Here is a 13,029-nt window from a genome sequence, read left to right as displayed (position 1 = left end):
CGCACATCAACGGATCCGGCCACAAGCTCACACCGGCCCCGCAGCTAGTCACCCAGGTCCCCCGCATCCCGCACCGTACCTTCATCGCCAGCAAGCCACACGAATCGCGACCGGCCAACGTTGGACAGACTCAATACACGTGTCGGTTTGAGCGAAAGACGGACTGAATGCAAAAGTCGTCTTTACTATCTCGGAATAGCGCGTCCACGCCCGCCAGAGTACTTTTCCCGAACGATACGAGAGCCTTCGAAGGGTCAAAAGTTACGCTGACACAGATGCCCCGGCGAGCGTACTCTCGCGCGCCCATGCCAGTTGACGGTTTGCCGACATAGCCTTCGCGTCGACCGACAGTGAACTGGGCTCAGCCGTCGCAGCTTCCGCCCATAGCGTCGGCGCACGCAGCGTTTGTCGCTTTTCGAGGGCCAGATCGAGGACCATCTCAACCTGCTCTGCGGCATCCCACAGCGATTCCGCGAACGACGGTTCATCGCCGCGCTTGGGGATCCGAAACGACTCGGTCCCGAACATGTTGCCGGTTTTTCGCCACACAAACGCATCTCGATCGCGCAGTCGGGAACGGACACTTTCCAGCAGACCTTCGTTGCTTGGGGCGGCGAAAACCTGCTGTGCCTCAAAATCGTCCAGGTGGACGAACAACCCGAGTTGGTCCGGGTAGTCCTCATGGAAAATCCAAAGCAGCCTGGCACCACCTGGAATCATCGACAGGGTGATACTCGGGAGCCCGTCCCAGTGCTGAAGGATTGTCGGTCGCTGCGGCGGCTGAACACGTACCCATGCGGGAATGTCAGTCGGTGGCATCAGCGGCAACTCTCTCCAGTTCCAGTTCCACCAGTGTGACACGGTCATCGGATTCCCACCATGCACGGTGAGCGGGCTCGTAGATCATCGCGGTGGCTCCATCCGGGCAGGCAGCTTCGATTGCCGCCATATCGCCGTAGACGCTGACATGCTCTGGGATATTGCTGGTGGGCGTCGCCATTGGGTAGTAGCGGTTCTCCAAAAGTCGGTAGGAGTCGAAGTATCGGACCGCGTCCTTCCTCCTCTGCCTCAGCGGGGCGGTCATCCGACGGACCCGCTTCGCTGTATGTTCCACGGAGTGCCGGCCGTGGAGCATCGAGATATCGACTTCAACCCATGGATCGTGGTTGAGCTCCCGCCACTTCGGGGTCTCGGCAAACACAAACGTGCCATCCGCCCGCACCCTCCCGAGGTGCGTCAAGAGGGTTCGCTCGGTGACGCCGCTCATGCTGCGAACTTGCCGGCCCATCCAATCATCGGGATCGCCGTCCGGGCGAGTTATCTGCACGATGCCGGTATCGACGAAGCAACGGTATTTGTTACACCGACCCAAAACCGGCCAAATCAAAGTAGCGTCGTCGGTGACGATGCGAAGAAGTCGGCCGAGGATGGACGCTACGATCGTGCATTCACACAGAATGTCGACCCTTTGCTCGAAATGCCTATGCGAGGCGATGGTTGGTGTTCGTAAGATGCGCGCATGACAGAAGCCGGAATCACACTTCACCCCGTACATCGCAGGGATACCGTCATCGCGGACGGAACCATGTGGCACTGGGGGTGGTTGGCTGTCGACAACGCCGACCGTCTCGCCATCGGCGTAATCACCACTGCCCTTGACCGGGATGACGAAACTGCCGCCGTAATACAGATTCTGTACTGTCGACGGTACCCGCTGGGTTCGACGTTGGCCCTGCATGCCAAGCATCAAACTTCCGAACTGGGAGCGATACTTTATCGCAGTGGCGAAGCAACCAGCAAGGGCGAGATAGCTTGCGTAGCTGCGGGCCTCGAAATCTATCGGCCACAGCGGCGCGTTACTCGAATTGGCCCCCCGCCGCGTCCATTTACACCAGATGTCGCTGCGACGATTGGTCGAACAAAACTCGAATTAGCAGCAGAGCTATTTGGAGTCGGAGTCATTCCGCCCAAGCCCCAGAGCCCGCTTTAAGGGCCCCGACATCGTTCTCATGGTGCCCCTCCGTCTATCACGTCAGGCGCTGCGCCTTTTTTCACGATTCGATCGACTTCGTGGCGGACGGCATTGTCCGGGTCCCGGAGGTACAGGCTGAGGTTGTACTCAGTTTCCTTGTATTCCCATTGTGGTCCGTAGGTCATGCTGCACTCCTGTGTCGTATGGGTCGTACCAGGGCTTGGGCCTTCGCCGGCAGCCCTTGCGGCCCGGAGGTTGTTTATGGCTGCCTCATCGGTTGCGATGCGCTCATGCTCGTGGGCCGCGGTCTCGATGCTTGGGTTGTCGTCCCGAGCCGTGAGGGCCACAGCATTGGGGGCGCGGGCGCTCGGAGAGACGTTGGGGTCGTACACAACGCCGTCAACGTTCCTGACGACGATCTCTTCAGTTCTCACGATCCCCGGCCGCTTGCTCAGGGCGGTCGATGGCCGGTGCCAGTCCGCCGGTTCGCTTCTCGCATAGTGCTTATGCCTTAGCGCTGCGAGACGTGCGCAGTCTGACGTGTGTCTGTTGGACTGTCGAAGATTCCTGGTCCGTCGCCGGTCGTGCCGGCCTTGATCTAGCCACGTCCGGCCTCCCGACCGGCCCATTCGAGTGCTCTCTGCGAGATAACTTCGAGGGCTGCTTCTCATTCGGCGTCACTTAGGGCACTCGTCGTGGCCAAACTCGATCAACTGAGCCGCTCAGTCGCACAAGCCTCTGCCATGCTCGATCAGGCAGCCAAGGGTGGCTGGCGCATCTTCTCCGCCGACCTCGAAATCGACACCATCACGCCCGCCGGCGAAGCCGCGGCAGGAATGATGATCGTGTTCTCGCAGCGCGAACGCCGACTCATCTCGCAAAGGGCGAAAGGCGCGATTGCGATCAAGAAAGCTCAAGGCATGCGCCTTGGGAGGCCCTCCGTACTACCCCACGACGTTGTAAATGGAATTGTTCATGCTCGCCATTCAGGACAGTCGGTCAGCACAATCGCCCGGAACCTGACCACCGCGAACGTGCCAACAGCGAGCGGCGTTCCAATATGGCACGCGTCCACAGTCCGGGCGGTCCTTTTCAAGCCAAGATGCAATGAGCATGGCTAGCCCTGACTGGCATCACTAGCCATCTTCAGGGTCAGCGAGCTCCGCATCCGACTTAGCGTGCATCGCTCCGGTCAAAACCTCAACTGTTGACTCCTCGACGGGTTCTCGATACCTCAACACCCTGAGCGCAGCGGACGAGAGTTCAGCTAGAGTCACCGGCTTATCTGCGAACACAATTGACGCATCAAAATCAACGTGTACGTCAGTGACCTCATTGTCATCACTGTCGGCAGCTGGCACTGCCAAACCCAGACTTCGAACGTAGTATATGTCGTCCACCGACTCCGTGATGCTTTCGACATCCTCCGAGACGTCGTCACTACCTTCTGCATTAACCCGAATTGACCTTGAAATCCCTTTCAAGCTCACTGAAGATACTCTGAATTTGTCCAAAGAACCAGTCAGTTCAGGCCACAGAACTGCAGACTTGCCGCCCCTACCTCGAATAGATTTTCCAGATGGCGCCAGATGAAGTCGGGAACCTCCAAAGTTGACACCCAGCGTCGACCCATAGATTGCCCAGACACCATCTGCACGGGAGTCGATTTCTGCTTGCGTCGCGTTATCTGATGCAAGCTGCTCTAGGCCGATAGATGCTCGGCTTCCAGACCAGGAGCTTAAATTCGGTCCCACCAAGGGCGACAAATTGATGTGCTCAAGAGCTTCCTTGATCTCGATCAAGTCTGAAAATGAAAACATAGAACCGACGTATCTCCAGAACCCAGCCGACTCAGTGACGTCTGGATTCTGCAGCAACCAAGGAACTATCGTGCGCATCTCCGACACGTTAAGCACATCATGCGAATCTTCAGGCAGTGTCACTTCTTCCGAGGACAAGGCCACCTGGATCAGTCTCGCTGTGCGAGTGATCTTCGCTGCCGCTTCGGGGAGAAAATACGCTGACAAGCGTTCCGAAAATAGGCTTTGTTCCGCCTCAGGTTCCGAGTTCTGCAGCGTCATGAGTTCGTGGACTCGGTCCGACGTGAGCAATCCGCGGCCCCCACGTGCCAAATTTGCCCTTATCAACTCGCCCACGGGGGTTTCGGATTCTTCTGCACCCAAGGTTGAGACAGCATCTAGCGACTCGGGGTCAGAGATCAATGTATCTGGCGCAGATTGAGACTGCCGCTCAATTGCCTCGACAGGGCCCTCATGACGTTCAGTCCCCCGGAGAGCGAGAACAAACGGCTTGACATCGTTGAAGCGGACGGCGTCGTTAGCGGCCACGATAGACTCATAAGAATTGCGGAGATACAACCGGCGTTCCGTCTTGTCCGGCCATTTAATAACAAAATCTGGTACCGCAGAATGGTTGAAGTAGCTGGTGTCTACTAGGTCTGCCGTTTCGTCAATTCGTTCAAATTCACGCCTCACGGCCAGCTTTACTCCAGCGATGTAGTCACTTGGATCTACCACTGCTGTAGCCACGTTCAGTTCTGCTGAAAATTCACTCATAGCGTATGCGCCTTCCGCTTCAGATTGGCAAGGACCAGCATTAGCTCTTCATGGGTCAAGGAAATTTCTTCCTGCTTCTCATGCCAAACCAGCACCCAAACGCGCTCGGATACAGACCTCAAGATCGTTCTATCGATCTCTCGACCAGCCAACAGGGCCGAATTCTCGGCAATGGCGGATTCAATTTTGTCCTCGGTGGCCAAATCCTTCCAACCACTCAAATAAAATGGGTGCGAAGTGACCCAGAAAAATTCACGCTTCGCGTCTGCACCTAGCGATTCCATCTCGTAGACAGTTGAACTGTAAGCCGTCGCAAGGAACTGCTTGAAGTACTTGTGTTGGCCTCCAGGCGAACGATACTTCTTACTTTCAACGACGATGGGCGCTCGGTCACCGCCAAGGAAGGCTCCGGCTAGGTCGAACTTCTTGACGGACCCATCCAGGCATCGGATCGCGCACTGGGCAACGTTTTCGTACACGTTCCAGTTCAGCTCCATGAAGGTGGTCGCTTCCATCCACCGCTGGACGGACGCAACCCCGTCACGTCCGATCTCCTGGACTTCCTCTGCATCTACAGCCATCCCGGAATGCTATGCGTTGAGATATGTGAACAGCAGTTCAACCCAAAGTTTTGCGGTTGTGTCGAGTTGTACGGTCCGTTGGCGGGCACCTCTGCATCTGGTACGTGGCTACTCATTGGCCATTCATAGCGGAGCCGTCCGACAGATTTTCACCCTCGGCATGCTGGAACTCATGAAGGGCCGGGGCGGTTATACGAAGTTCCGCGCCAGACCGGCGGTACCTCAAGAGCGACTAAGAGCCAACTGTGCGTCACGGACTAACCAGGCCGCCTAGAGCGGTGCCTTGCTCTTCGGAGGCTGGCAACCAGTGGTCGGGTTCCACGGTCTACTACCGTACGTGGTAGCACGATAGTAGATATTACTGACGCTCAGCTTCTACCAAGAGTGGTCATCGCGGCAGGTGTCGGTCCCAGGAACTGTGCAGGCGATAAACCTCGCTGCGAACGGCGTGAACTTCTCGAACGTAGCTCTCACTGACCTGCGGCCATCGCATATCGAGCACTGGGTCAAAGCGATGTGCGACTTAACCACTCGAACCCTGGACGATCAAAACGAGATTCAACAACGTCCGCTCGGTGCTCAAAGCAGCCAAGCGTGACAAGGTACTCGGTGATAACCCGACCGAGCGAGTGGCTCTCCCCCCGGCGCCGCGTCGAGGCCTACATGCGGATCCCAGAACCAGCACAGTTAGGCGACTTGGTCAGAGTCTCCGACGATGACTTCACGGCGCTCGCAGCGTTCGCCGGTCTTCGTCTTGGAGAAGCCGCTGTGCTTCAGGTCCATGACATCGACTTTTTACGAGGTGAGATCCACGTCCGCCGGCAAGTACAGCGTGCCAACGGCGGCGAGGCCGAGTTTCGGGCACCCAAGCACGGCAGCGAGCGAACGGTCCCAGCCACAAACGGCCTGTTGAACTTCTTGCAGAGCACATCCGGCTTTGGCTACCAGCGGTTGATGCGCCTGACGCACGGCCGTTTCCTGGCGAGAACGGGCACCCCATGCATCAGAACTCGGTCGGTTATCGGTGGCGTAAAGAAAAAAGCAAGGTCGTGCCGCCTGACTGGCATTTGCACGACCTTCGACACTTGTTTGCTTCCGGACTCATCCACACAGGATGCGATGTGTTCACTGTTCAAAAGGCGCTTGAACACAGTTCGCCAAACGTCACCCTGTCCACGTACGCCCACCTCTGGCCGAATGTAGATAACCGGACGCGTAAGGCCGCGGACTCGACATTCAACGAGGACGTTCAGCCGACCACGACCGATGCAGCGGAACAGTCTCGCGGCTGATCGGGAGATCTACTGCGGACCACGAGCTCAAACTTCAGAGCTGACCTGGGCGCTACACGTTGAAGCGGAACTCCACCACATCGCCGTCGGACATGATGTAGTCCTTACCCTCGATGCGCACCTTGCCCGCGGCCTTGGCCGAGGCCATAGAACCTGCGGCAACGAGGTCGTCGAACGAAACGATTTCGGCCTTGATGAAGCCGCGCTCGAAGTCGGTGTGAATGACGCCTGCTGCCTGCGGGGCGGTGTCTCCCCGGTGAATCGTCCACGCGCGGGCTTCTTTCGGGCCTGCGGTGAGGTAGGTCTGCAAGCCCAGCGTGTGGAAGCCGGCGCGAGCCAACGCGTCGAGACCGGGCTCGGTCTGTCCGACGGATTCGAGTAGTTCCGCTGCCGACTCCTTGTCGAGTTCGAGCAATTCCGACTCGATCTTCGCGTCGAGGAACACCGCATCGGCGGGAGCGACGAGGCGAGCCAGTTCGCCGATCTTCGCGTCGTCGGTCAGCACCGACTCGTCTGCGTTGAACACGTACAGGAACGGCTTGGTGGTGAGCAGCTGGAATTCACCGAGCAGCTCGAAGTCCAGCTTCGCCTTCGCCGAGAACAACGTCTTGCCGTCGTTCAGCACGGCCTGTGCTGCCAGCGCCGCGTCGAGCGCGGGCTTGCGATCCTTCTTGATCCGCACCTCTTTCTCGAGGCGCGGGATAGCCTTCTCGAGAGTCTGCAGATCGGCGATCGCGAGTTCGGTTTCGATGACCTCGATATCGGCGGTCGGGTCGACGCGACCGTCGACGTGCACCACGTCGTCGTCGGCGAAGACACGAACGACCTGGCAGATGGCGTCGGCCTCACGGATGTTGGCGAGGAACTTGTTGCCCAGGCCTGCGCCCTCGGACGCGCCCTTGACGATGCCGGCGATGTCGACGAACGACACCAGCGCAGGCACGAGCTTCTCCGAACCGAACACCTCGGCCAGCTTCTCGAGCCGGGGATCCGGCAGCGCAACCACACCGACGTTGGGCTCGATGGTGGCGAACGGATAGTTCGCGGCCAGCACATCGTTGTTGGTCAGTGCATTGAAGAGGGTGGACTTGCCGACGTTGGGCAGTCCGACGATTCCGAGGGTGAGGCTCACGGTCTATGGAGTCTACTTTGACGACACCACCAGCTCGGACAGTGCCCGGCCGGCGTCTGGGCCGTGGGCCGCTGGAGCCGGCTGATCCGACCGAGTTCACCGGTCAAGGGGTGATCGCCGAACTCGGGTCCCAGCTCGCCAGGATCGGCAGGACTTTCGCCGTACTCGACCCTTCCTCGACCGTGTAGACGATCAGACTTTGATCCGGCTCGCTCGGCGACGTCAGAAATTCGATCCCGAATTGCAGAGTGCCTGCCGCGGGGTGCTGAATGAACTTGGTTGCACCCGCAAAGTGGTACTCGACGCCATGAAGGCCGGCACACCGGCAGGCGCGGTGCTCTCTCCGCAGGACATCGCCGACGGCGTTCAGTTCCTGGTCTCGGACAACGCCGCGATGGTCCACGGAACGACGCTCTACGTCGACGGCGGCATCTCGATCACCCGCGGGTGAGCAGCACACCGCCGTCGACCCCATCACATGGTCGAGACGACCAAGCCGATGAACGCGAGGTAGAGAACGATGAAGGCACCGAAGAGGATCAGTGACAGCTTCCCGAAGAACCCGGCACGATTCGACGAATGCTGCGCTCCCTGAACATCTCCCATCATCCACAGCGGGTGCACCTTCAGTGCGTGGTTGAACGCCGGAATGGCCAGCGGCCAGAAGAAGATGATGGCCACGACGGCCCACCCGGCATTCGACGACGGCAGGGTGGGCGTCCGCGCAGGCGGAAACGGTTGTACAGCTGAAAACGGTTGCTCGTACGGACCTGTCATGAGAATTTCCCCCCGATTGTTCGATGACGGACAACCAGTAGGACGCCGCATCGTCGCGTCCGGTTCCATCGGTCGCTACGTCAGGCGTTCTCCGCCGGGGGTGGTGGCGAAGATGTGGGCATGTGCCTCGTCGATACGAACGTGGACGACCTGCCCCTTCTCTGGCGGGTTGCGCCAGTCGACGCGGGCGACCAGATGCTGAACCTGACCGTTGATGGTGGTGTTGCCGAACACGAATGCCTCGGATCCGAGTTCCTCGACCACGTCGATGGTCAGTTCCAGACCGCCCGAATCCGCGATCTGGACGTGCTCGGGTCGAATTCCGAACACCACTTCACGCCCTCTCGCGGCCGTGAGCACGTCGCGAGAAACGGGAACCAGTTGCTCGCCGATCTGCACGCCGCCGTCGGCGATGGGCACAGTGAACAGATTCATCGACGGTGAGCCCATGAACCCGGCAACGAACACGTTCACGGGGCTTCGGTAGAGCTCGCGAGGAGACGCGCACTGCTGCAGAACACCGGATTTCAGCACCGCCACCCGGTCGCCCATCGTCATGGCCTCGACCTGATCGTGGGTGACGTAGACGGTGGTGGTTCCGAGCCGGCGTTGCAGCTGAGCGATCTGGGTGCGGGTCTGCACTCGCAGTTTCGCGTCGAGGTTCGACAACGGCTCGTCCATGAGGAACACCTGTGGCTGACGAACGATGGCTCGCCCCATGGCAACTCGCTGGCGCTGCCCACCGGAGAGCGCCTTGGGTTTGCGGTCGAGGTAGTCACCGAGGTCGAGCATGTCGGCGGCCTCCCCGACGCGTGTGCGGATCTCGGCCTTGTCGGTGCCGGCGAGTTTGAGTGCGAAGCCCATGTTCTCGGCGACGCTCATGTGCGGGTAGAGCGCGTAGTTCTGAAAGACCATCGCGATGTCGCGATCCTTGGGCTCGGAGTGCGTGACGTCGGTGCCGCCGATCATGATGCGGCCGCCGTCGACCTCCTCGAGACCGGCGAGCATGCGCAGCGAGGTGGACTTACCGCAGCCGGACGGGCCGACGAGGACGAGGAACTCGCCGTCCTCGATCTGCAGGTCGAGCGCGTCGACTGCCGGCGTACTGGATCCGGGGAAAAGCCTGGTTGCGCGGTCGTACGAGATTGTTGCCATGAGATTGAAATCCCTCCACCGGCAGGAACGTGCCGGACGATCCGAGTGGGCTGAACAGGGGTGAGCGCGGGGTCTCTCCTAGTGGTCTCGGGTGGCCTGCGCCGGCGGCCGCGTCCGGTTGGGCACCGGTCCGGTGCTGGCTCGAACGGTCAAGGTGATCGGTGCGGTGACGGCGCGGGGTGCGCCCTCGTCTGCGACGGGGTTCAACACGTCGAGGATGAGGCGAGCGGCGATTTCGCCTTGCTCGCGTACGGATTGGCGGACGGTGGTCAGGTCTGTCAGCGCGGCGACGGGATGATCGTCGATCCCGACGATCGAAATATCCTCGGGGAACCGCATACCGCGTCGACGCAGAGTTCGCATGGCCCCGAGTGCGAGTTCGTCGCTGTGTGCAAAGACTGCGGTCGGCGGATCGCCCTGGGCAGCGTCGAAGATGTCGTCCATTGCAGCCGCGGCGTTGAGTCCGCCCCAGTCCACATCACGGATGAGCGAATTGTCGACGGCGACACCGGCGGCGGCCAGTGCGTCGACGTAGCCCTCCGAGCGCCCCGATCGCATCGGCCACCCCGGCTGGTCGGGATCGTGTGCGGCGATCATCGCTATACGTCGGTGGCCGAGCTCGACGAGGTGGTCGACGGCCATTCGACCGGCCTGATAGTCGTCGATGCAGACGTACGGATACGCGGCACTCTGCCCACCTGCCGCGACGATCCCGACGCCCATCAGCTCGAGCCTCTCCTGCTCGACGCGATCGACCGGAAAGGCAACCACCACAACGGCATCGACTTTTCGACGCGCGGGCAACCTACTGAAGAAGTCCTGGCGATCCTCGGGTCCCCCGACCTGATAGAGCAGCAGGTCGACGTTGGCCGCGGCGAGCACCGTCTCGATTCCATTGACCATCTCACCGAAGAACCAGCGTTCGACGTGCGGAACGACCAACGCCACTCGCTGCGTTCGGCTCCCACTCGCCAGGCGTACCGCGTCCGGCGACACCACGTAGTCGAGGCGTCGGGCGGTAGCAAGAACTTTGTCTCTCGTCGCCGCCGATACGCCGTAGGAATTGTTCAGGGCGCGTGAGGCGGTCGTGAGGGAAACGCCGGCTTCACGAGCGATATCGCTCAAGCTCAGGGATCCACGTTGGTCGGTCACGAGGCGAGCGTAACCCCAACCACTTGATTTCGGAAGCGCTTCCGACATATGCTCCGGAAGCGCTTCCGAACTGTGATGCGCATCTCACTGCGGAGGTACGATGAATTCACATCACACAGCTGGATCGAGGTGGATGCGACGCCTCGCGGTCGCCGCCTGCGCCGCACTTCTTCCCACCGCGGCGGCCTGCGCACCGCCCGGCGGTGGTAACACCACCAGCTCTCCCGCGGCTCCCGTCGAGGTCAGTACCGATCTCGGCACCGAGCCGATCGAGCTGACCCTCTACGACGGTGCCGGCCTGAAGGCGATCGACGAAGCCCTGATCGCAGCGTTCACCGAACTCCACCCGAACGTGACCATCACCGCCCGCTACGACCCGGACGACGTTCAGGCAGTCAACGCGCCCCGCGTGATCAGCTCTGCGGATCCGCCCGACATCGCGCGGATCATCGCACTGCCGGCTGCGGTGAACAACAACCAACTGACCGTGCTCGACCCGTGGGCCGAGGCCTACGGATGGAACGATCTGCCCGCGGGCCAACTGGCCATGTATCGCGTCGACGAGAACGGCGTCCGAGGCAGCGGGCAGCAATACACGATGGCCAGCGGATTCACCGTCACCGGCCTGTACTACAACAAGGCACTCGCCCGCGAGATCGGTATGACCGAACCACCATCCACGCTCGCGGAATTCGAGGCCGCGCTCGCATCCGCGAAAGCCGCAGGAATCCTCCCCATCATGGCCGGCAACAAGAACGCTCAGGTCACCTTCGCCGTCCAGATGATGCTCAACACCTACCTGGGGCGAGACGCCATGAACGACTGGGTCTTCAACGCTCCGGGTGCGACCCTGGACACTCCGACCGCAGTGGACGCAGCATCGGTGGTCGCCGAGTGGGCGCAGCAGGGCTACTACCCCGAGGACACCAACGGCACCGACGCCACCACTGCCGCAGGCAGATTCGCCGAGGGCGAGGGGCTCTTCTACGCATCGGGAAACTGGGACTCCTCGACGCTGCAGACCAAGTTGGGCGACAACGTCGGCTTCATGCTGCCACCCACACGAGACGGAAGCGTGCTGGCGATGTCGGATCCGGTCTCGAATTTCGCGATCCCATCCGGTTCCGACAACAAGAACGCCGCCGCTGCGTTTCTCGACTTCCTTCGCTCGGACGCCGGTCGGCAGGTTGCCGTCGATGCCGGGTTCGCACCGTCCGGCACCGGCGACGTACCCGCCACCGAGCCCGGATCCGTGGGCGCGGACGTCCAGGACGCCTTCGGGCGACTCGTCGACGGCAACGGCCAGGTTCAGTTCGTGCAGAACGCCACCAACGGCATGACCGGAACATGGCTGCCGCAGGTCCAGATGCTCGTCGCGGACAGGACCACGCCCGCCGAGATGATGAGCGCCATCCAATCCGCCTACGAGCAGGACCTTCTGAAATGACCGCCACCACGCACCGAACCCAGTCCCCCACGGCCGCAACGATGCCGAGACACCCAGCCGGGCGAGTGGAACGAATCACCCGCGCACGACGCGCCCTCACCGGCTGGCTGTTCGTCCTCCCCGCAGCGTTGGTCTACGGCGTGTTCGTTCTACGGCCCCTGTTGACGACCATCTGGTATTCCTTCTACAACTGGGACGGCATCTCGGTCGGCAGCTGGGTAGGGCTCGACAATTACGGCCGCGTACTCACCGACCCGCAGCTGCTGTCGTCGATCGGGCACGCGTTCTTCCTCATCCTGTTCTTCACCGTCTTCCCGGTCATCGGCGGCCTTCTCGTCGCTGCTCTGTTGCAGGAGATCCGAATACGTGGCCTCGGAACTGCTGCCCGTACGTTGCTGTTCCTGCCGCAGATCATTCCCGGCGCAGCAGCCGCAGTGGCCTGGGTGTGGATGTTCTCCAGCAACGGAACCGTCAACCAGGCGCTCTCGGCGATCGGCCTGGAGAGCATCACTCGGTCGTGGCTCGGCGACTTCGACTGGGCACTGCCCGCCGTCGGAATCATCGGCACCTGGCTGGGATTGGGATTCTGCACCATCCTGCTGATCTCCGGCATCGGAAAGATCGACACTTCGATCTACGAGGCCGCCCGCATCGACGGTGCCGGCTTCTTCCACACCTTTCGCTACGTCACCGTCCCGGCACTGCGAGCCGAAATCGGAGTGTGCGTCACCGTCACCGTCATCGCCGCCCTCGCCAGTTTCGACATCGTGTTCATGTCCACCCAGGGCGGTCCGGGATACTCCACCACCGTCCCCGGCGTGCAGATCTACCAACTCGGATTCACCGAATCCCGGGTCGGGCTCGCCAGCGCACTCGCCGTCGTCCTCACCGCGTTGATCCTGGTGGTCATCGTGCCCCTCCAGCGCATCTTCAGGGAGAAGTGAC

At 60.9% G+C, this 13,029-nt stretch carries 16 protein-coding genes; 6 read left to right on the top strand and 10 right to left on the bottom strand.

Annotated features, from left to right (window positions below; translation table 11 throughout):
* Positions 1 to 261 precede the first annotated feature (261 nt).
* From AABD04_RS06195 to AABD04_RS06185, 3 genes are all read right to left on the bottom strand, one after another.
* Positions 262 to 867: a hypothetical protein gene (locus AABD04_RS06195; protein ID WP_341440538.1), complete on the bottom strand. Its 606-nt coding sequence runs from the start codon at positions 865 to 867 to the stop codon at positions 262 to 264.
* The gene (locus AABD04_RS06190; RefSeq protein WP_341440537.1) at positions 806 to 1,747 is read right to left on the bottom strand and encodes a hypothetical protein; all 942 of its coding nucleotides are present in this window, start codon (positions 1,745 to 1,747) and stop codon (positions 806 to 808) included. The genes AABD04_RS06195 and AABD04_RS06190 overlap by 62 nt, the downstream gene beginning before the upstream one ends.
* Before the next feature lie 260 nt (positions 1,748 to 2,007).
* Positions 2,008 to 2,406: a hypothetical protein gene (locus AABD04_RS06185; RefSeq protein WP_341440536.1), complete on the bottom strand. Its 399-nt coding sequence runs from the start codon at positions 2,404 to 2,406 to the stop codon at positions 2,008 to 2,010.
* 261 nt (positions 2,407 to 2,667) lie between these two features.
* Between AABD04_RS06185 and AABD04_RS06180 the strand changes: the two genes are divergently transcribed.
* Positions 2,668 to 3,093 (top strand): recombinase family protein, encoded by a 426-nt coding sequence (locus AABD04_RS06180; protein WP_341440535.1) that lies wholly within the window; start codon positions 2,668 to 2,670, stop codon positions 3,091 to 3,093.
* A gap of 15 nt (positions 3,094 to 3,108) precedes the next feature.
* Here AABD04_RS06180 and AABD04_RS06175 read toward each other — a convergent pair whose 3' ends face one another.
* On the bottom strand, positions 3,109 to 4,548 hold the full coding sequence (locus AABD04_RS06175; protein ID WP_341440534.1) for a hypothetical protein: 1,440 nt from the start codon (positions 4,546 to 4,548) through the stop codon (positions 3,109 to 3,111).
* Positions 4,545 to 5,129: a hypothetical protein gene (locus AABD04_RS06170; protein WP_341440533.1), complete on the bottom strand. Its 585-nt coding sequence runs from the start codon at positions 5,127 to 5,129 to the stop codon at positions 4,545 to 4,547. Before AABD04_RS06170 ends, AABD04_RS06175 begins: the two co-directional genes overlap by 4 nt.
* A 929-nt stretch (positions 5,130 to 6,058) precedes the next feature.
* Between AABD04_RS06170 and AABD04_RS25145 the strand changes: the two genes are divergently transcribed.
* Positions 6,059 to 6,421: a tyrosine-type recombinase/integrase gene (locus tag AABD04_RS25145; protein ID WP_423228215.1), complete on the top strand. Its 363-nt coding sequence runs from the start codon at positions 6,059 to 6,061 to the stop codon at positions 6,419 to 6,421.
* Between the two features lie 52 nt (positions 6,422 to 6,473).
* Here the strand turns inward: AABD04_RS25145 and ychF are convergent, their stop codons facing one another.
* Positions 6,474 to 7,553, bottom strand: a complete 1,080-nt coding sequence (gene ychF / locus AABD04_RS06165) for a redox-regulated ATPase YchF (RefSeq protein WP_032380545.1) — start codon at positions 7,551 to 7,553, stop codon at positions 6,474 to 6,476.
* 17 nt (positions 7,554 to 7,570) lie between these two features.
* On the opposite strand from ychF, the gene AABD04_RS06160 reads away from it, so the two are divergent.
* The gene (locus AABD04_RS06160) at positions 7,571 to 7,741 is read left to right on the top strand and encodes a hypothetical protein (protein ID WP_341440532.1); all 171 of its coding nucleotides are present in this window, start codon (positions 7,571 to 7,573) and stop codon (positions 7,739 to 7,741) included.
* Here the strand turns inward: AABD04_RS06160 and AABD04_RS06155 are convergent.
* Positions 7,657 to 7,902: an MmyB family transcriptional regulator gene (locus tag AABD04_RS06155; protein ID WP_341442967.1), complete on the bottom strand. Its 246-nt coding sequence runs from the start codon at positions 7,900 to 7,902 to the stop codon at positions 7,657 to 7,659. The genes AABD04_RS06160 and AABD04_RS06155 overlap by 85 nt on opposite strands.
* Between AABD04_RS06155 and AABD04_RS06150 the strand changes: the two genes are divergently transcribed.
* Positions 7,816 to 8,004, top strand: coding sequence for an SDR family oxidoreductase (locus AABD04_RS06150; RefSeq protein WP_341440531.1), 189 nt, complete (start codon positions 7,816 to 7,818; stop codon positions 8,002 to 8,004). The two genes, AABD04_RS06155 and AABD04_RS06150, sit on opposite strands and share 87 nt — an antisense overlap.
* A 23-nt stretch (positions 8,005 to 8,027) precedes the next feature.
* Here AABD04_RS06150 and AABD04_RS06145 read toward each other — a convergent pair whose 3' ends face one another.
* From AABD04_RS06145 to AABD04_RS06135, 3 genes are all read right to left on the bottom strand, one after another.
* On the bottom strand, positions 8,028 to 8,330 hold the full coding sequence (locus AABD04_RS06145; RefSeq protein ID WP_341440530.1) for a CD225/dispanin family protein: 303 nt from the start codon (positions 8,328 to 8,330) through the stop codon (positions 8,028 to 8,030).
* A 75-nt stretch (positions 8,331 to 8,405) separates the two neighbouring features.
* Positions 8,406 to 9,485 carry an ABC transporter ATP-binding protein gene (locus tag AABD04_RS06140; protein WP_243595977.1) on the bottom strand — a complete coding sequence of 360 codons (1,080 nt, stop codon included), beginning with the start codon at positions 9,483 to 9,485 and terminating at the stop codon, positions 8,406 to 8,408.
* 78 nt (positions 9,486 to 9,563) lie between these two features.
* A complete protein-coding gene (locus tag AABD04_RS06135) occupies positions 9,564 to 10,637 on the bottom strand; it encodes a LacI family DNA-binding transcriptional regulator (RefSeq protein WP_341440529.1) in 1,074 nt (357 codons plus the stop codon).
* Positions 10,638 to 10,737: 100 nt separating this feature from the next.
* Here AABD04_RS06135 and AABD04_RS06130 point away from each other — a divergent pair, with 100 nt between their 5' ends.
* Together AABD04_RS06130 and AABD04_RS06125 are read left to right on the top strand one after the other, a co-directional pair.
* Entirely contained in the window at positions 10,738 to 12,084 is a 1,347-nt protein-coding gene (locus tag AABD04_RS06130; protein ID WP_341440528.1) for an ABC transporter substrate-binding protein, read from the top strand.
* Positions 12,081 to 13,028: a carbohydrate ABC transporter permease gene (locus AABD04_RS06125; RefSeq protein WP_341440527.1), complete on the top strand. Its 948-nt coding sequence runs from the start codon at positions 12,081 to 12,083 to the stop codon at positions 13,026 to 13,028. Before AABD04_RS06130 ends, AABD04_RS06125 begins: the two co-directional genes overlap by 4 nt.
* Position 13,029: the final 1 nt, after the last annotated feature.

The sequence above is a fragment of the Rhodococcoides navarretei genome, assembly GCF_038069675.1.
Taxonomy (GTDB): Bacteria; Actinomycetota; Actinomycetes; order Mycobacteriales; family Mycobacteriaceae; genus Rhodococcoides; species Rhodococcoides navarretei.
Note: the sequence above shows the minus strand (reverse complement) of the source record. Positions and strands in the feature narration are given on the sequence as shown.

Excerpts from the sequence above, each read along its gene's own strand:
- AABD04_RS06195 (WP_341440538.1), bottom strand. The coding sequence starts at position 867 with ATGACCGTGTCACACTGGTGGAACTGGAACTGGAGAGAGTTGCCGCTG.
- AABD04_RS06190 (WP_341440537.1), bottom strand. The coding sequence starts at position 1,747 with ATGCTTGGCATGCAGGGCCAACGTCGAACCCAGCGGGTACCGTCGACA.
- AABD04_RS06175 (WP_341440534.1), bottom strand. The coding sequence starts at position 4,548 with ATGAGTGAATTTTCAGCAGAACTGAACGTGGCTACAGCAGTGGTAGAT.
- AABD04_RS06170 (WP_341440533.1), bottom strand. The coding sequence starts at position 5,129 with ATGGCTGTAGATGCAGAGGAAGTCCAGGAGATCGGACGTGACGGGGTT.
- AABD04_RS06145 (WP_341440530.1), bottom strand. The coding sequence starts at position 8,330 with ATGACAGGTCCGTACGAGCAACCGTTTTCAGCTGTACAACCGTTTCCG.
- AABD04_RS06140 (WP_243595977.1), bottom strand. The coding sequence starts at position 9,485 with ATGGCAACAATCTCGTACGACCGCGCAACCAGGCTTTTCCCCGGATCC.
- AABD04_RS06130 (WP_341440528.1), top strand. The coding sequence starts at position 10,738 with ATGAATTCACATCACACAGCTGGATCGAGGTGGATGCGACGCCTCGCG.
- AABD04_RS06125 (WP_341440527.1), top strand. The coding sequence starts at position 12,081 with ATGACCGCCACCACGCACCGAACCCAGTCCCCCACGGCCGCAACGATG.